This window comes from Psychrobacter halodurans (assembly GCF_017498075.1).
GTDB lineage: Bacteria > Pseudomonadota > Gammaproteobacteria > Pseudomonadales > Moraxellaceae > Psychrobacter > Psychrobacter celer.
Genome location: NZ_JAGBKN010000006.1, coordinates 100425 through 119661, shown reverse-complemented (window position 1 = coordinate 119661; position 19237 = coordinate 100425). Strand labels below are relative to the sequence as shown.

The window sequence follows — 19237 nt, the reverse complement described above, 5'->3', positions numbered from 1 at the left end:
AAAAGTATCGCAATTATAGTCCAAAAAAAAGACCGCCTAGGCGATCTTTTCTTGTCTTACTGGGTCAAAAAGCTCAGGTCTTCTTCAGGGCGCGTGGTAAACACTTCACAGCCATTGTCGGTCACGACCATCGTATGCTCCCACTGAGCCGACAGCTTACGGTCTTTGGTAATCGCCGTCCATTCATCAGGCAAAATCTTGGTCTGCCATGTGCCTTGGTTGATCATCGGCTCAATGGTAAAGGTCATACCCGTCTTTAGCTCAAAGCCTGTGCCTTTTTTGCCGTAGTGCATCACTTGTGGCTCGTGATGGAATTCATCACTGATGCCATGACCACAAAACTCACGGACAATACTAAAACGCTCAGGCTCGACCACTTCTTGAATCGCCGCACCGATATCGCCGAGACGCGCGCCGTTTTTGACGACACTCATGCCAGCATATAGCGCGTCTTGTGCGACTTTGCAGATACGCTGCGCCATGATAGAGCCGTTACCGACGATCCACATCTTTGAGGTGTCGCCGTAGTAGCCGTCTTTAATCACAGTCACATCGATGTTGATGATATCGCCATCTTTTAGCAGTTTATTTTCGCTAGGGATACCATGACACACCACGTGGTTGACGGATGTACAAATAGACTTAGGAAAGCCATTGTAGTTCAGCGGAGCAGGGATGGCCTGTTGCACATTGACGATATAGTCATGAGCGATTTGGTTGAGGGCTTCGGTACTGACGCCGACCTTGACATGTTCGTCGAGCATGACAAGGACGTCGCTGGCAAGTTTGCCGGCCACACGCATTTTTTCTATGGCCTCTGGGGACTGGATAAGGGATTTTTTAGTCATCATTGTGTTACTTATAGTTATGAAATAAAGGGGTAAATTTGTGGTAGACAAATTATATCATAAATGCAGTAGGCGCGTTTTTGGGAGAGTGTCTGATAAGTTTGCTGCCAGCAAATCATCCATGACGTTTCATACTTGGTTTATACTTCATGCTCGCTTTATATTTCATACTTGATTTATAAAGAACCACTTAGCGCACAAAGGCGGCATGGTGCATCAGCCATACATTGCGTAAAGGTCAATATAGTCGATTCTAAATAAAACAGATACATTACTGAGGACAAGGATTGACTCTCAAGCCAATAGCGCGCTAGCAGGTAATCATCGGACTGACAAGAGCCGTTAGCAAAATGCCTATATAGTGGAACAAAACTGAGCGAAAGACGCCACTCAATCTATAATGACAGTAAGGCATAAGTCATGCATAATAGCGACGTAAATAAGAATAATAACCAAAAAACAAGCATGTCTACAAACAAAACCGAACAGGTTTATTTTATTTTTATAGGAGATTGTATGAAAAATATCACCAACATCATGATGGCGGCGACTCTTGCAGCAGGCACGCTAGCGGCAGGTTGTCAAACCACCCCAAACGTCACCGCCCCAGTGACTCAGCCCGTCACTGCAGAAGCTCTACAGGCGTATAACTGGCAGCTCGTCGATGCCAAACGCACCAACGGCGACAAGGTCACACAGTTGTTTTTTGACCCAGCAAAACCTTTGATCTTAAGATTTGCTAAAGCCAATGGCAACGATCGCGTGACCTTTGTCAATACCTGCAACAACATGGGCGCAGAATACAGTGTCGTCAATGGCAATGTCCAGCTAGACAACGTACTGAGCACGATGATGGCATGCCCTGAGCCACAAGCGAGCTTTGATACTGCAACGCTTGCAACGGTCAATGGCAAATACAGCATCAACAAAAACGCTAATAACGTACCTGTGTTGACCATCAAAAACGACAAGCAAGTGGCGTACTTTAAAGCGGTTGCGAAATAAGATAGCAGTTGTGAAATAATATACTGCTGGTCTAGGGTCTGTCCTACACATAACTGTCGATAGGCCCTAGTATTTATTACATAATATCATCGATACCTCACTACTTAGTGGGGCGTTTTTTTATCCAAATGGCGCGTGCATTTAGGCTACACTAGGGTATGTCCTCACCTTTGCCCATCATCAGAGTCATGCCGCCCATGAGTATCGCGACAAAAAAGCAATTACTAGCCCTCAGTCTGGCAAGTTTAGGTATGTTGGTTACTGGCTGTCAGACGCTCTCAACTACCGCACTCAGTCCATCAGCTACCACCACTGCCACTCATCCCTTCATCATGTCCATGCCTACCATCGATCGGCAGGGGCGTATCGCTTATGTGGAAGAGCAAGGCGTTGGCGCGGCTAAAATCTCCCGTTTATGCAGCATCGCGCCTGATGGTCGCGATCGGCAACTGATCGATCAAATCAATGGCTATATCTACGCCCCAGCGTGGTCAGCTGATGGTCAACAGCTCGCCTATAGCAAACAAGCGCCAAACCAGCACCCAAATATCTATATCTATGACCGTAACCGCGATACGCATGACCTAGTGGTCAATGCGCAAGGGAGTAATCTGTCTGCCTCGTTTTCACCAGATGGCCATCATCTGCTATATAGCTCAACGGTCGCTGGCAATGCAGATATTTATAAAAAGCGCCTCAGTGATGGCGACACCCGCCAGCTGACGACGTTACCCAGTACCGAAGTGCAGCCAAGCTATGCGCCTGATGCTCAGAGCTTTGTCTATGTCAGTGACAAAGTACGTGCAGGCAGTCCTCGTCTGTATCGTTATTACTTTGCCACCCAGACGGCCGTGCTTATCACCACCGCTGGCTATGCTGCCAGTCCGCAGCTGAGTATGGATGGACGGCATCTGGCGTATCTCAATGGTCGCAAGGCTGCGGTGATGACGCTGGCGACTGGGCACGTGCTCAATTTGGCAGATACGGGGCTTGATGAGCCAGCGCGTCTGTCGCCTTCGGGTACGTACGCCGTTTATCCAGCGTATGCGCCAGATGTAGACGGCTCGCAGCGCAGTCATGTGGTGATTCACTCGCTGTCTGACCATCCAAGCTATACCATCAGCAGCCAAGATGGCGGGGTGATACGCTCGCCAGTTTGGGGGCGTTGACGACAAAAGTTGTATGTTGAACCTGATAAATAGGTATAATCGGTAATAACGAAACATAAGTCGGTTGCAATAGCCGGTTTGGTTGTAGGATAAGGAGTGTGCGTTTGATGCAGGAGTCTTTTGCGGTATTTATCACTAAGATAAGTCTTTATCCGACAGTGATCTTTACGGGTTTGGTGATGTTTGTCACCTTGTATTGGCTGGTATCGCTACTTGGCATGGCCGACATGGATACGGTCGAGCTTGGCGACGCTGGCGGTGAGGCAGATATCTCCGATCTGTCATCGACGGGCTTTTTTACAGGTCTTATGCTCAAGTTTGGTCTTTATGGCGTGCCGCTTATTATTATCTTAACCCTTATTAGCCTTATCGGCTGGCTGCTTAGCTATCTGTATACCAGCTTTTTGCATCAATACTTTCATTCAGGTGCGCTTTATTATGTGTTTGGTACCGGGGCGTTGGTGTTTGTCTTGGTGGTATCGATGTGGCTAACTGGTCTTATCATCTCGCCCATCCGCAAGAACATCGCCAACATTCCCAAACGCAGCGCCGCAAGCAACGTCGGTAAAGTTGCCATCGTGCGGACGCTGAGCGTGACCGACAAGCATGGCGAGGCTGAGCTAGCTGATGGCGGTGCAGGACTGATTCTCAAGGTTCGCTCACAGAGCGCTGACAATCTATTGAAACAAGGCGATAAAGTCATATTGGCTGAGTATATCGCAGACGCCAATGCCTACTATGTGACGGCGGCCAAAGACGAGTAACGGCGATATATTGTATCGATGACAGGCGATAAGCACTGGGCTTTGTCTTGATTAGGCTTTGTGTTTATTAAAATTTGTGTTTATTAAAATTTGTGTTCATTAGACTAAAAAGTGTGGCAGTGAGACCAACTGCTAACTATCCGTCAATCAATACCCACCAATAAATACCCGCCGCTGTTGCGATACCGCAGTCAAATTTTATGAAAGAGACGATATATAGCTTTACATTATATAGTTTTACACTTGCGTTTTATTAGAGGAATAAATATGGACATACTTATCATCGTCGGCGTGGTTGTGGTGCTGGCGTTTGTTTTTATTATGGCAGCCCTTTTGATGCTCAAGGCCTTTTATTTTAAGGTAGAGCAGGGCAAAGCACTGATTATCAACGGCGTGAACAAAATCGCGGTGCGTTTTGATGGTGGCTTTGTCTGGCCGATCATTAACAAAAAAGAGCTGATGCGTATCTCGCTTATCACCTTAGAGGTCGATCGCCGCGGCAAAGAGGGGCTAATCTGCGCTGATAATATGCGTGCCGACATCACGGTGGCGTTTTATTTACGGGTCAACGAAACCGAAGAAGATGTGCTCAAAGTCGCCAAGTCGGTCGGGGTGGAGCGCGCCTCTGATAAAGTGGCGGTCAATGAGCTGTTTAATGCCAAGTTTTCTGAAGCACTAAAGACGGTCGGCAAACAAATCGACTTTGTCAAACTCTTCGAAAACCGTAGCGAGTTTCGTGACAGCATCGTGCAAGAAATCGGTAATGATCTCAATGGCTATGTGTTAGAAGACGTGGCGATTGACTATCTGGAGCAAACGCCAAAAGTGTCGCTGGATGCCAGTAATATCTTGGACTCTGAAGGCATCAAAAAAATCACCCAGCTGACCGCGATGCAAAACGTCATCACCAATGAGCTTGAGCGTGACGAAGAGCTGGCGGTGAAGAAGAAAAACGTCGAAACCGTCGAGGCGATGCTGGAGCTGGAGCGTCAGCAAGCAGATGCCGAGGCCAAACAAAAACGCGAAATTGCGTCAGTCATCGCTCGTGAAACGGCCGAGACGCGCAAGATCGAAGAAGAAGAGCGCAAAAAGTCAGAAACCGCTATCATCATCGTCGAGCAGGATCTGGCCATTCAGCGCGAAAACCAGCAGCGCGAAATCGAGGTTGCAGAGCAAAACCGTATGCGCGCCGTCATCATCGAGCAAGAAAAAGTGACGCGAGCGCAGGATCTAGAGATCGTCTCGCGTGAGCGTGAAGTTGACTTGCAGCGTATCGAAGCTGAGCGTGCCATCGAGCTTGAGAAAAAAGAAATCGCCAACGTCATCCGTGAGCGTATCGCAGTCGATAAGACCGTGGCGCAAGAAGAAGAGCGCATCAAAGAAGTCCGCGAAGTCAGTGAGGCGGAGCGTGACAAGCAAACGCGCGTCCTTGCCGCTGAGGCAGATGCAGAAGAGCTCAAAGTGCGTCAAGTCAAAAAAGCCGAAGCTGAAGAGCTGTCAGCGAAGCATAAGGCGGTGGAGATTACCACCCTTGCCAATGCCAATTTAGAGGCGGCGGCCAAAGATGCTGAGGCCAAAGTTAAGCTGGCTGAAGGAATCAAGGCCGAAGAGTCGGCGCATGGTTTTGCCGAAGCGGCCATCCAAGAAGCCAAGGCCATGTCGCTAGAAAAAGAAGGCATCGCCAAAGCCAATATCATCAAAGCAACAGGGCAGGCCGAAGCGCAATCTGAGCGCGAAAAAGGTCTGGCTGATGCCGAGGTAATCGCCGCTCGCGGTGAGTCAAACGCCAAAGCCGAGCGCGATGTCGGTATGGCCAATGCGCAAGTCGTTGCCGCTCGCGGTGAGTCGGATGCCAAGGCTGAACGCGACGTCGGTCTGGCCAAAGCCGAAGTCACGCGTGCGCACTTCCAAGCTGAGGCCGATGGTCTGGTCGAGAAGTTCAACGCCATGGGCAGCATGAGTAAAGAGGCTCGTGAGCACGAGGAGTTCCGTATGGGGCTTGAGACTGCCTTGCAAGAAGCCATGGCGTCTATCGATGCTGGTAAAGAGATTGCCAAAGAAAATGCTGACGTATTGGCTGTGGCGCTACAAAAAGCCAAAATCGATATCGTCGGCGGCGAAGCTCACTTCTTTGACAACTTTGCCAAATCACTCTCTATCGGCAAAGCCATCGATGGCCTTGCTGGTAAGTCAGATACCCTAAGCGGTATCCTCAATGGTGTGCTGGCCAATCAGGCAATGAATAAAGCCAATAAGTCAGATAACGCGCCGACTCAATATAATGATTAGTATGTTTGATAGTCAAAAATCTGCTGCTGTGGCGGCAGGTTTTTTGGTCAGCTCATGACAGTACTGAGCTGGCTGGTCTAAAAAAGCTTATCCACGCCTTTGTCGCTTAACGTTACTTTTCGTTTTTTTAGACCAGTCAAGATTTTCTTAAGTTTATCTCATCTTTTCTTATTGCCCAAAATTCTTTTATTATATAAAAACAGAAGTGGACGACTCACGATGGCGGATACGCAAAACTCAACCAATCTAGATAGCACCGACAACGATAGCCAAGCCAATCAAGCCCAGCCCAGCAGTCAAGCCGATCAGGCCGTCGCTTCAGGTAACGCCTATGAGCTTATAAAAAAACGCCTTACCGAGCAAGGTAGCCGCTTAGAGCAGCAAACCGCGACCTTGAATAATGCACGCCTACAGGAGTTTGGCAGCACGCAGATGCAAGTGATTGCCCGCACGCGTATTCGTACCGAATATAACTGCGTGGCGCAAGATATGGTACAGGTCGGTGATTATTTGCTGTTTGGTTACAACGTCTTTATGGGGCTTAAGCGCGCTAGTAGTATCAAGGATGTGCTATCGCTATATCGTCTGAGCAAGGCAACTGATGGTGGCGATACGGCTGAGGAGGGCGCGCAGAAAAGCCAAGCCAATCAAGAAGAGGCGTATCAGTTAGAAGAAGTCGAGTTGGCAGGGACTTTTTTAGATCAGCAAGCTTTTGTGCAAGACTTCAACGAGCTATACCGCTATTACAAGCAAACGCGCCTTATGCAGCTGACGGTCAAAGACAGCAAGCTTTTGCTGGCGTTTCAGATCGGTGAGCGTATCAGCGATATTCGGGTGTTTCGCTTTGCGCTTGATTTTAGCGAAGGCACACCAGAGGCTGCGCAAGTGGCTTATGTCGACAATCGCGGTGAGCGCGATATTGAGCTACCACCTGCTTATGATTTTGAGTGGATAGAGACCACGCGTGAGCAGATGATCAATGGCAAATATCCGCACATGAATATCCTAGACACCATATTTGTGGAAACGGTCGGCGGTGACTTGACCATCAAAATCGAAAACAATACCGAGTCAGGGCAGGGCATCTATAGCGAGCCGGTCGATGACCGTACCCAGTCGCTTACCGATGCTCAGATCGATTATGCCAAGGTGGGCAGCTTGATTTTGCTCAAGATATTACCGTATCGCGAGGACAGCTATCGCTACTTTGTTTATAACACCTTGACCGAGGCTGTGCTGCGGCTGGATGCCATCGGGCAGTCGTGTGTGCAGCTGCCTGAGGATCACGGCATCATCTTCCCTGGAGGCTACTATCTGCAGACAGGCGAGTATAAACTGTTTGATGCTCATAATGGCGATGCCAACACCAGTACGGGTAGCGGCACGGGAAAAAACCTAAAGTTTAAACGTAAGATCATCTCGCCCAATGGCGAAGATGTATTGTTTTTGTTTTATGACCGAGCACTTGGCGTCACGGGGCTATTTCCTTACAACCTTATCAAAAAACAGCTGGCAAACCCCATTTATTGTAACGGCATGGCGCTGGCTGAAAACGGCCGTTTGGTGCTGTTTAGTGCGCAAAATGAGCCGTCACGCATTCATCCAATGCAGATATGGCATACGCCGTATGCGTCGCATGAGTATGTCAGCGAGTTGCCTGAAAGCACGAGCTTTTATGGCAAAATCGGGAACAAAGAGCTGGTACGCGGTATCTCAGATCTTTATAGCATCACTCGCCTCATTGACAATCAAAGCGTCTCGCAAAAGCTTTATGAAGAGCTCGCCGACAATACCAGCCGTCTCTTTGATAGCTATTATTGGTTGTCCGAGCCAGAGCTGGACGATATTGCAGGCAGTATCAAAGACGTCACCGCCACCGCTGAGCTGGTCATTGATGAGTTTGCCAAAGTCCAAAGCATCCAAAAACAAACCCAAGCAGCACTAGCGGATGCCGACGCTCAGCAAAATGATATCCTGCGGCAAATAAAAATCACAAACTTTGAGTCAGCCAGTGACTATGTGGCGCAGTTATCGGCGCTCAGGCGGCAAAAAGGTCGGCTGGTCGGCTTAGAGGACTTGCGTTATTTAGATAGTGATAAGTTACAAGCATTGCAAAAGCAATTGGAGGAAGCAGAGAGCGAGCTGGCCGAAAAAACCGTGACGTTTTTAAGCGGTGAGGAGGCATTATCCAGTTATGAGGATATCTTAGCAGATGTCAGCGAACGTCTAGACACCGCCGAAACCAATAGCGAGCTCAAACCGGTGCTTGAGCAAATCGACGATACCGCTGCAGGGCTGGACTTGTTGACCGAGCTGCTGGGCACCCTCGATGTCGCTGATGCCACCGTCCGTACGCAAATCATCGATGACATATCGTCCATTTACTCGCGCCTCAATCAAAACAAAGCCAAGCTCAATCATAAACGTAAAAGCTTAGGTTCTGCCGAAGTGATTGCGCAATTTGGGGCGCAGTTTAAGCTGTTTGGTCAGTCGATTGCCAATGCCTTGTCGATTGCCAATACGCCGGAGAAATCAGACGAGCAAATGGCCAAGCTACTGGTGCAGCTAGAGGAGCTTGAGAGTCAGTTTGCTGATCCTGAGACGGGGGGCGGCGATCAGTTTTTGGCAGATATCATCACCAAGCGCGAAGAGATTTTTGATACTTTTGAAAATCATAAACAGCAGCTGCTCGATGCCCGTAATCGCCGGGCGCAAAACCTAGGCGATGGCGCACTGCGGATGCTTGAGAGTATCAAAAAACGCACCCAAAGCACTGGTGTCACTGGGTTTGCCGAGGAAGAAGCGCTCAATACTTACTTTGCCTCTGATGGTCTGGTACAAAAAGTACGGAGCATCGCCAAAGACTTACAACAGATGGGGTTTAGCGTCAAAGCAGACGATATCGACGCACGCCTCAAAGCCATTCAGGTTGAAAGCTATAAGAGCCTCAAAGACAAGTCGGATCTGTTTGAAGACGGTGGGCAGATCATCAAGCTTGGCCGTCATCGCTTTTCGGTCAACACTCAGCCGCTGGACTTAACGCTGCTCAGTCGTCAGCAGTCCGATGGTACGCGCGTGCTCAATTTGCATCTGACGGGTACCGACTATTATGAAGTGCTCGATAATGTAGAATTAAATGCGCTGCGCCCGTATTGGGACATGAGTATCGCCTCTGAGTCTGATACGGTGTACCGCGCTGAATACTTGGCCTATCGCATCATCGAGAGCGCGAAAAACAATCAAGACGGCCTGACTCAGGCGCGTCTGTATCAGGCTTATGACGACACGGTCAGTATGGCCAATACGGCTCATACGATAGATAGCAGCGGCGAGATTACTACCAGCAGTCCACTGGCCACATTGGTCAAAGCGTATGCCACGCCGCGTTATCAGCTTGGGTTTGACAAAGGCATTCATGATCATGACGCCACATTGCTATTGCTCCAAATCCTGCCCACGCTACGCGATGCCGGTTTACTTATTTATACACCGCAAGTGCGCGCGCTGGCGCAGCTGTTTTATTGGCAACTGTCCCTGGTACAAGCGCTTGGCCTAGAGGCTTTGCGCCCCTTTGGCTATGACACTTGGCTAAATGAAAACGTGCTGATACAAGTCGGCAGCTGGCTCGATAGAGCAGTAACTGCCGAGCAGCTGCGGCGTAGCCTTGGCAGCGATCGGGCGCAGGCGCTATTAATTGCTGATATGACCATGCTCATGCGCGAGTTTGTTACGGCTTATGATGGCAGCCATACAGGCAGTAATAGTCATCATACTAGCAATAGCAATGATGCCACTATCTTTCAACACCAGTACATACAGCAAGCCTGCGAATACTTGGTCAGTGTCATGGGGCAGGCTGGCACTGATGCAAGTGGGATGCTCGCCAGTGGTCTAGATAGTGATACTGTCGATCACAAGCTATCATTATCATGGCAAACCAGCCAGCAAGCGCAAGCGCTGTGTGATCAGCTGCGCCAAGCATTGGATGCTAACCCAAGCGGTGGGCAAGCTACTCAAAGCATGACGCAGCTGCAGGCCTCTATTGGCAAGCTGACCTTGCAGCCCAAATCTGCCTATGAGCTACTAGCCACTTGGTTTTATGCTTTGCTAGATAGCATAGCTACAGATCAGACTACAGATAGTAGCAGTGCTGATGATGGTGATGCGCCTAGCGAAGATGTGCGCACTAAGCGAGCAGAAGAGGAAGCGCGGCGTCAGCAGCAGGTGGAGATCGGTCGCCATTATGTACCTGAAGCGATTGCTATTATGCTCACCCAGTTAGATGACCCCATGCGCGCATCTTTATTGCAGCGCTTGAGTACGTCGGGCGTCAGCGTTGATGCAAGGGCGTCGGAGCACGCCTCGGCATCGACCTTGTCCTTTATAGCATCATCCTCGTCTTTATCCAATGGCAAACACCCGCTAAATCAAGTACAAAGCTTTGCACGTAGTACAAGTAAGGTGGCGCTTGAGATACAGGTGGGCAGCTTATTGGGCGAGCATCAGCGTATTCATCAGCAGACCCTCACCTTTGCGGTCGATGATTTTTTAAGCCGTTTGCATCATCACGACAGCCAAGTCATTCCGGCTTATAGGCGCTATCTGGCGATGCGTACTGAGATATTGCATGAGGCAAAAGACGAGCTGCGGCTAAATGAGTTTATGCCGCGTCCGCTATCATCCTTTGTGCGTAACCGCCTGATTAATGAGAGCTATCTGCCATTGATTGGTGACAATCTTGCCAAGCAAATGGGTACCGTCGGTGAGGACAAGCGTACCGATCTGATGGGTATCCTTATGATGATATCACCGCCAGGGTACGGCAAAACCACCTTGATGGAATATGTGGCGAGCCGCTTAGGGCTTATTTTTATGAAGATAAACTGTCCCTCGCTCGGTCATGATGTCACCTCCCTCGACCCCGAAAAAGCGCCTAACGCCACCGCACGCGAGGAGCTAAACAAGATCAACCTTGCCTTTGAAATGGGTAGCAACGTCATGCTCTATCTGGATGACATCCAGCATACGCACGCCGAGTTTTTACAAAAATTCATCTCACTGGGCGATGGCACGCGGCGCATCGATGGCGTTTGGCAAGGCAAGACCAAAACCTATGACATGCGCGGCAAAAAGTTCTGTGTGGTCATGGCGGGTAACCCCTATACCGAAAGCGGCGAAGCCTTTAAAGTCCCTGATATGCTCGCCAACCGTGCCGATATCTATAATCTTGGCGATATCATGAGCGGTATGGAGGAGGTGTTTGCGCTCAGTTATATCGAAAACGCCTTGACCTCAAACAAGGTACTCGCGCCCCTTGCCAATCGTGATTTAAGCGATGTGCATCGACTCATAAAAATAGCAAAGGCTGACAATGCAAACCTCGCGCAAGCCCAAGCTAGCGAGCTGAGCTATCCGTATAGCACCTCAGAAGTTAATGAAATTGTTGCTGTCTTGCGTCATATGTTTGCCGTACAAGCAGTCATTCTTGATGTCAATCAGGCCTACATCGCCTCTGCCTCGCAAGATGATAAATACCGCACCGAGCCGATATTTAAGCTGCAAGGCAGTTACCGCAATATGAATAAAATGACCGAAAAGCTGTCAGCGGTCATGAATGAGAATGAGCTAAACCAGCTGATAGACGATCACTATCTGGGCGAGTCGCAGCTACTCACCCAAGGCGCGGAGAGTAACTTGCTCAAGCTTGGCGAGATGCGCGGCACATTAACCGACGCAGAAAAAGAGCGCTGGGCGCAAATCAAAGCCGACTTTTTGCGCAACAAAGCCATGGGCGGCGAGGATGGCGATATCGGCGCACGTATCGTCGCGCAGTTGGTCGACTTGGCGAGCGGCTTTCATGCCATTAGCAGTCAGCTTGAGAGCTATGTAACAAAAAATGATCCTGAGCAGCTGGCGCGTTTAAACGAGTCAGTTGAGCAAATAAAACGAGAGGCTCAGCTTGAGTCACAAAAAATCCTTGCCGATAGCTTTATTAACAATGCTAAAGTCGTCAGCGATAGTATCGATAATGGCTTTGAGAAAAGCATGAACCAGCTAACACAGCTCTACAAGCACGACCATAAAGCCGAAGGCGAGTACCTCAAACAAAACCAAGAGATGCAAAAACAGCTTATGGTACAACTGGTGGGCGCGGTCGAGCAACTGGCACAGCAGATGGCTCACAGTCTATCGAGCCGTGCTGACGATCAAGCATCGACCACCGATGTCACAGAGCAGGCCGCGCTGATAGCACACGCTCTAAAAGATGCGCTTGCACCGCTAACGATGCGTATGGATGAGAAGCTGGCGATTGACAGCAGCACCGATCAATCAGGCAAGCTGATCGTCAATAGCCTAAATAGGCTGAACAAAATATTTGATGATTATGAGTAATCGGTAAGGCTCATCATGGCACATAAAAAGGTAAATCTACCTGAGAAAATATGCCCCGTCTGCCAGCGTCTTTTTACATGGCGCAAGAAAAGGGAGAAGGATTGGGACAATGTGGTGTATTGTTCGGAGCGCTGTCGGCGGAGTAAGACAAAAAGCGAGTAGTCCAAATAAAAACTCAGCCTATGAATCGATAAGCTGAGTTTGATTCTGATAAGTTCATTTTTTATTATTAATTATTGACGATCAAAATCTAATGATTCATTGCTGTCTATCACCCCGTTTCTATTATCATCGAACTCAAGGGTAAGTACATCTCCAGATACCCGTGCGTATCGAGTCAGAGGGTCTGAGAGTCCAGTACTACCATTATTATCGAACATTTGACTGACAGTTAATGCCTTAGTCGTACTATTTAAGGTGTAATTACCCCATTCCATACCAGAGGGTTCATTTACGGTATTGTCAAAAGGTGCCTCTTCATCGACTTCTAAATGAACATAGGTACCATCGTCAAAGAAGGCAAGCGCTAAGAGCTCATTGCCAGTGGTGTCGTTCCTCCAAAGACCTAAGAGGTTTTCAGACTTAGCTTTTGTAAAGGTAAAAGACTCATCACTGTCTATAACGCCATTATTATTCTCATCCACTTGCAGCGTGAGGGTATTACCAGAGACACTAACATAACGATCAAGAGGGTCTGAGAGTCCAGTGTCATCATTATTGTCAAACCTCTGACTAACGGTTAACTCTCCAGTCCTATTATTTAAAGTGTAATTACCCCATTCCATACCTGATATCTCATTGTTTGGAGTATCAAACGGTATATTTTCATCGACTTCTAGATGAATATAGCTACCATCTTCTAAAAACGCCAAAGTTAATAGCTCATTATCAGTACTTTTGTTTTCCCAAAGTCCTACTAGGTCTTTTGGAGCTATTTTGTCTAAGATGTTGTTGTCTGCGGTACGTTTTGAAAACCCAAACTGCTCATTATTATCAATAACACCATTTTTGTTATTATCAACTTCAATGATTAGGTTACCGTCAACGAGTCGAGCATATCGATCGAGCGGATCCGATAATCCTGAGCTATCATTATTATCAAATCGTTGAGTGGTAGTAAGAGATCCTGTTGCCTCATCAATAGTATAAGTGCCCCATTCCATACCGTTCTCAGGATTGGTCGTAGACCCTGTTCCATCGACTTGGACGTGAACGTAAGTACCGTCTTCAAAAAAAGCCAACCCTAACAAGCCTTCGTCGATATCATCACTACCCCAAGCGCCTAAGAGACCTTCAGATTCGGTTTCTGAGAAACTGAAGGTTTCATCGCTAGTTATGATGCCGTCATTGTTTTCATCCACTTCAATTGTGAGATTACCCTCTGACACGCGAGCATAGCGGATGACAGAATCTGAGAGTCCAGCGCTACCATTATTATCGAAAATAGGCGTCGTGGTTAGCTCTCCAGTCGCCGCATCGATAGTGTATTCACCCCATTCCATACCACCCTCAGGATTAGATATAGCCTGCCTTAAAGATTGCATTCTAGCAAGTTGCGGTCTATCGTTTACTTCTAAATGAATGTATGTACCGTCGTCTAAGAAGACTAATGTCAAAAGCTCATCGTCGCTATCACTACCCGTCCAAATGCCAAGAATTTCAGCGTTGACATCTGGCTCTACTGGTGGCTCATAAAAGTTTGAATCATTATCATCCCCACATCCTTGTAAAAACAGCGCGGTGGTAATGGCCAGTAGTGTCAATTTAAATGTTTTCATTTTCTTTCTCTCCTTGAATAAAAAATGTAAAATCGAGCTAGGCTTACACGAACGTCCTTGTTCCTCCTTTTATTAAAAAACGTCTTGAAGATGGCAGAATGGTATATAGTTTAAACATGCTATTTATATATAATTATAAATATATCAAAAAAATTCGGATATACGAATAAAAATATAAACAATTTTACATATTAAGAAGATGGTTTAAGTAACTGAAGAGCAGAAAATACAAACGTTGTCGTATACCAAAAGAGAGCCTTTTGGATGATGCCTAGAAAACAAAAAGTGATAGCGCCATTGTTAGACGGTGTTAGATGAGATGCGGCGAAAGTTACGACAATAACAATAATAAAAAAACGGCGTACTAATTCTTAGTTAGTACGCCGCGGGCTAAAAATATTTCGCCAAACCATTAATAATTTACAAATTCGGATTCAACCACTTCTCAGCCGTCTTGATATCCCAATCCTTCCGCGCCGCATAATCCTCTAACTGGTCACGGCCGATTTTACCGACATTAAAGTATTCACTGTTTGGATGCGAGTAATAAAAACCGCTGACCGAAGACGCCGGCCACATTGCATAGCTCTCAGTTAGCGTTGTACCGATAGCGCTGGTCGTACCAAGCCAATCAAACAATTTGCCTTTTTCCGTATGCTCAGGACAGGCAGGGTAGCCCGGCGCAGGGCGGATACCGACGTATTTTTCTTTGATCAGCTCATCGTTGGTGAGTTCCTCACTAGCCTGATAGCCCCAGTAGTCTTTACGAATGCGCTCATGCAAATGCTCGGCAAAGGCTTCGGCCAGGCGGTCGGATAATGCTTGTACCATGATGGCATTATAATCATCGCCAGTGGCTTTGTACTTTTCAGCGAGATCTTCTGTGCCGACGATGGAGACGGTAAAGCCGCCTAGATAATCAGTATGCGTGTCCGATGGCGAGATAAAGTCGGCCAAGCTAAAGTTTGGCTTACCGCTGGCTTTGTCGCTTTGTTGACGCAGATGCTCAAAGGTATGCGTTGGCTGCCCGCCATTGGTAGGCGCTTTATCATAAACGGTGAGGGTATCGCTACCTGTGCGCCGCGCGGGCATGATTTTAAATACCCCTTTAGCGACAACCAACTTTTCATCGATCATTTTTTGTAGCAGATTTTGCGCATTATTAAACAAATCACGCGCCGCTTCTCCAACGACCTCATCTTGTAAGATTTTAGGATATTTGCCCGCCAGCCCCCACGAGATAAAGAACGGCGTCCAGTCGATATAAGGCAGCAGGGTTGCGATCGGATAGTCGTCAAGTATCACTTGGCCGAGTGTATTTGGCATAGGTGGCACATAGTTATCCCAGTCATAGTCAAAGCCACGCATGATGGCGTCAGCGTACGATATCTTGGCCGCTTTAGGCTGGCGCTTGGCCAGACGCTCGCGTACCTTGACATACTCTTCGCGGGTCTCATCGATGAGGCCTTGACGGTGCTCTTTCGACAGCAGCTTGGTCACCACGCCGACTGAGCGTGAGGCATCCGAGACGTAGATGACCGCATCGTTTTGATACTGCGGTTCGACTTTTACCGCGGTATGCGCTTTAGAGGTGGTGGCACCGCCGATCATCAGTGGCAGGGTCATACCGCGTTCTTGCATTTGCTTGGCGACGTAGACCATTTCATCAAGACTTGGGGTAATCAATCCTGATAGACCGATGATATCGACTTTCTCGCTAATCGCGGTATCGAGGATTTTTTCGCATGGCACCATCACGCCCAGATCGACGATATCATAGCCGTTACAGCCGAGTACCACGCCGACGATGTTTTTGCCGATATCATGGACGTCGCCCTTGACCGTTGCCATCAAGATCTTACCTTTGACTTCGCCCTCGACTTTTTCTGCTTCGATATAAGGGTTGAGCCAAGCGACCGATTGTTTCATAACGCGCGCCGACTTGACTACTTGCGGCAAAAACATTTTACCCGAGCCAAATAAGTCACCGACGATGTTCATGCCATCCATCAAAGGCCCTTCGATGACGTCGAGTGGTTTGGGGTATTTCTCCCATGCTTCTTTGGTATCGGCTTCGATAAAGGTGGTGATGCCTTTGACCAGTGCATGGGCAATGCGCTCTTCTACCGTACCTTCACGCCAGCTCATATCGACGGTACTGTCCTTTTTCTTACCGCCATCTTGATAGCTCTCAGCGATGGTCATCAGACGTTCGGTGGCATCTTGTCCACTCTCGCCTTGATTGCGATTGAGCATGACATCCTCAATAGCCTCGCGCGCCTCGACAGGGATGTCGTCATAGACCTCAAGCATTGATGGGTTGACGATACCCATGGTCAGACCGTTTTTGATCGCATGATAGAGAAATACCGAGTTAATCGCTTCACGAATCGGGTTACCACGGAAGCTAAACGAGACGTTGGACACGCCGCCTGAAACCATGGCATTAGGCAGATTTTCGGTGATCCATTTAGTGGCGTTAATAAAGTCAGCGCCGTAATTGTTGTGCTCGGTGATACCAGTTGCGACCGCAAAGATATTGGGGTCAAAGATGATGTCTTCAGATGGGAAGCCAACTTCATTGACCAACACGTCATAGCTGCGCTGGCAGATCTCGATTTTGCGCTCATAGGTGTCCGCTTGCCCGTCTTCATCAAAGGCCATAACGATGACCGCAGCCCCGTAGCGCATACAGAGCTTGGCATGCTTGACAAACTCATCATAGCCTTCTTTTAAGGAGATGGAATTGACGACCGATTTGCCTTGAATACGTTTAAGCCCTTCTTCGATGATGTCCCACTTAGAGGAGTCCATCATCAGCGGTACACGGCTGATATCTGGCTCACCTGAGACCAAATTGACAAAATGAATCATCGCTTGTTTGGAGTCAAGCATGCCCTCGTCCATGTTGATATCGACGATTTGCGCGCCGCCTTCGACTTGATCGCGTGCCACATCGAGGGCTTCGGTATAGGCTTCGGTTTTGATTAGTCGCAAAAACTTCTTCGAGCCTGTGACGTTGGTACGCTCACCAACGTTGACAAACAGACTGTCGGCGGTGATGTTAAATGGCTCAAGCCCAGACAGACGACAAGCAGGGGCAATCTCTGGTATCACGCGCGGCGGATAGTTCGCCACCATATCCGCAATGTGGCGGATATGCTCAGGAGTAGTACCACAGCAGCCGCCCACGATATTTAGGATGCCTGCTTTGGCAAAGCCTTCAAGTAGGGCAGCGGTTTGCTCGGCGGTCTCATCGTACTCCCCAAACTCGTTTGGCAAGCCGGCATTAGGATGCGCGGAGACATAAGTGTCAGCGATGTTTGAGAGTGTCTGAATATGCGGACGCAGCGCATCGGCACCGAGCGCGCAGTTAAAGCCAACTGATAAAGGCTTGGCGTGACGGATAGAGTTATAAAACGCTTCCGCCGTCTGACCCGATAGCGTCCGTCCTGAGGCATCGGTGATGGTACCTGATATCATAATCGGCAGTTCAAAGCCGATATCATCAAATACGCCGGTGATGGCAAATATTGCCGCTTTAGCGTTTAGGGTGTCGAAGATGGTCTCAATCAACAGGATATCGACGCCGCCTTCGATCAGTGCCAGCGTTGCCTCGCGGTAGTTGAGCACCAGCTCATCAAAGGTGATATTGCGAAAGGCAGGGTCGTTGACATCGGGAGAGATCGAACAGGTGCGTGAGGTGGGGCCAATGACCCCAGCGACAAAGCGCGGCTTCTCAGGGGTTTTTGCGGTAAACTCGTCAGCTGCCTTACGGGCTATCTGCGCTGCGGTAAGGTTTAGTTCTGGCACCAGATATTCCATATCGTAGTCAGACATCGATAGCCGCGTACCGTTAAAACTATTGGTCTCGATGATATCAGCGCCTGCTGCGAGATGATCGTGATGAATGTCGCGTATCATCTGCGGTTGTGTGAGCACCAGCAGATCATTATTGCCGCGCACGTCTTGCTCGATATCAGCGAAGCGCTCACCGCGATAGTCGGCTTCCTCGAGCTTATATGTCTGAATCTGTGTTCCCATCGCCCCATCAAGCACTAAGATACGTGACTTCATTTGCTCAGTGATACGCACGCGAGCGCTGAGCTGCTGCTTTTTATAAGGAAAGACGGCAGGTGGCGTTAGTACAAAGCCGTCCGCTGACGGTGCTGAGTTATCGGTTTGCGAAGAAGCCTGAGAAGTTGGCTGTTGAGTCGTCGGCTGTTGAGTCATAGGAGCGCTGCTTATTTCGTCAATATTTAAAAAAGGAGAGGGCAAAAAGGTGTCAGTACATAACGCGTATATAACTACCGGTTATTACCACAAAATAGAATGGGCAAATTCGCATTATTTTAGCATGAAAAATCTATCGCACACGGGCAGGCCGATATTCCTTTGTGTCATATGATAATAAAGCGTTTAAGCATGAGTGATCAAACACTGCACAAAAATCACGCCCTCATAACACTTATCAGCTGAGCGGTAATGTTTGAGCTGATAGCAGTTTAGGCCATTTAGTAAACAGGCACAAATGAATATCATTTCGCTTAAAGATTACATAAAGCTTTGATTTTGACCATGGAAACTTAAAAACCTGCCCAAAAAACTGACAAAACTTACATCCATCGCACAAAAAATAGCGTAAATATGGATAGATGAATGATTGCCATATGTTAATTTGTATACATAAGGATTTGCATTTTATAAGTAATACTAACAAGTATTTTGATAATGTGGTTTATCGAAATGCGGCTTGTCAATCAGTTGTCATATCAGCAGATATCCAGTTGTCATATCAGTAGATATCGTAAAGAGTGGATAAACAAAGTAGCGTGTTGTGTTATCCAATAGGGATTGTGCAGCACACTGTCATTTTTATTCATTGCTATATGAATATCTGAATTTGGTAATATAAATAAAGGGTAGTGGCTTATAGATTAGCAGGCCTTATGAGTAAATCACCAATCTGACAAAATTCATAATCAAGGATG

General features: G+C 48.0%; 9 protein-coding genes. 6 read left to right on the top strand and 3 right to left on the bottom strand.

Going from position 1 to position 19237, the window contains the following annotated elements; all coding sequences use genetic code 11:
- Positions 1–56: 56 nt before the first annotated feature.
- Positions 57–848, bottom strand: a complete 792-nt coding sequence (gene map / locus J3491_RS04555; protein ID WP_424108346.1) for a type I methionyl aminopeptidase — start codon at positions 846–848, stop codon at positions 57–59.
- Between the two features lie 516 nt (positions 849–1364).
- On the opposite strand from map, the gene J3491_RS04550 reads away from it, so the two are divergent.
- The 6 genes from J3491_RS04550 (at position 1365) to J3491_RS04525 (ending at position 12630) form a co-directional block, all read left to right on the top strand.
- Positions 1365–1853: an META domain-containing protein gene (locus J3491_RS04550; RefSeq protein WP_075102569.1), complete on the top strand. Its 489-nt coding sequence runs from the start codon at positions 1365–1367 to the stop codon at positions 1851–1853.
- A gap of 158 nt (positions 1854–2011) precedes the next feature.
- Positions 2012–3022, top strand: coding sequence for a Xaa-Pro aminopeptidase (locus J3491_RS04545; protein WP_241900631.1), 1011 nt, complete (start codon positions 2012–2014; stop codon positions 3020–3022).
- A 107-nt stretch (positions 3023–3129) separates the two neighbouring features.
- Positions 3130–3786, top strand: coding sequence for a DUF1449 domain-containing protein (locus J3491_RS04540; RefSeq protein WP_100749055.1), 657 nt, complete (start codon positions 3130–3132; stop codon positions 3784–3786).
- A 267-nt stretch (positions 3787–4053) separates the two neighbouring features.
- Positions 4054–6075 (top strand): flotillin family protein, encoded by a 2022-nt coding sequence (locus J3491_RS04535; RefSeq protein WP_100749056.1) that lies wholly within the window; start codon positions 4054–4056, stop codon positions 6073–6075.
- Positions 6076–6294: 219 nt separating this feature from the next.
- Entirely contained in the window at positions 6295–12468 is a 6174-nt protein-coding gene (locus tag J3491_RS04530) for a DNA repair ATPase (protein ID WP_207969335.1), read from the top strand.
- Positions 12469–12483: 15 nt separating this feature from the next.
- Positions 12484–12630 carry a DUF2256 domain-containing protein gene (locus J3491_RS04525; protein WP_207969334.1) on the top strand — a complete coding sequence of 49 codons (147 nt, stop codon included), beginning with the start codon at positions 12484–12486 and terminating at the stop codon, positions 12628–12630.
- Between the two features lie 71 nt (positions 12631–12701).
- On the opposite strand, the gene J3491_RS04520 is transcribed toward J3491_RS04525, so the two are convergent.
- Together J3491_RS04520 and metH are read right to left on the bottom strand one after the other, a co-directional pair.
- Positions 12702–14246: a hypothetical protein gene (locus J3491_RS04520; RefSeq protein ID WP_207969333.1), complete on the bottom strand. Its 1545-nt coding sequence runs from the start codon at positions 14244–14246 to the stop codon at positions 12702–12704.
- A gap of 420 nt (positions 14247–14666) precedes the next feature.
- A complete protein-coding gene (gene metH / locus J3491_RS04515; protein WP_207969332.1) occupies positions 14667–18479 on the bottom strand; it encodes a methionine synthase in 3813 nt (1270 codons plus the stop codon).
- Positions 18480–19237: the final 758 nt, after the last annotated feature.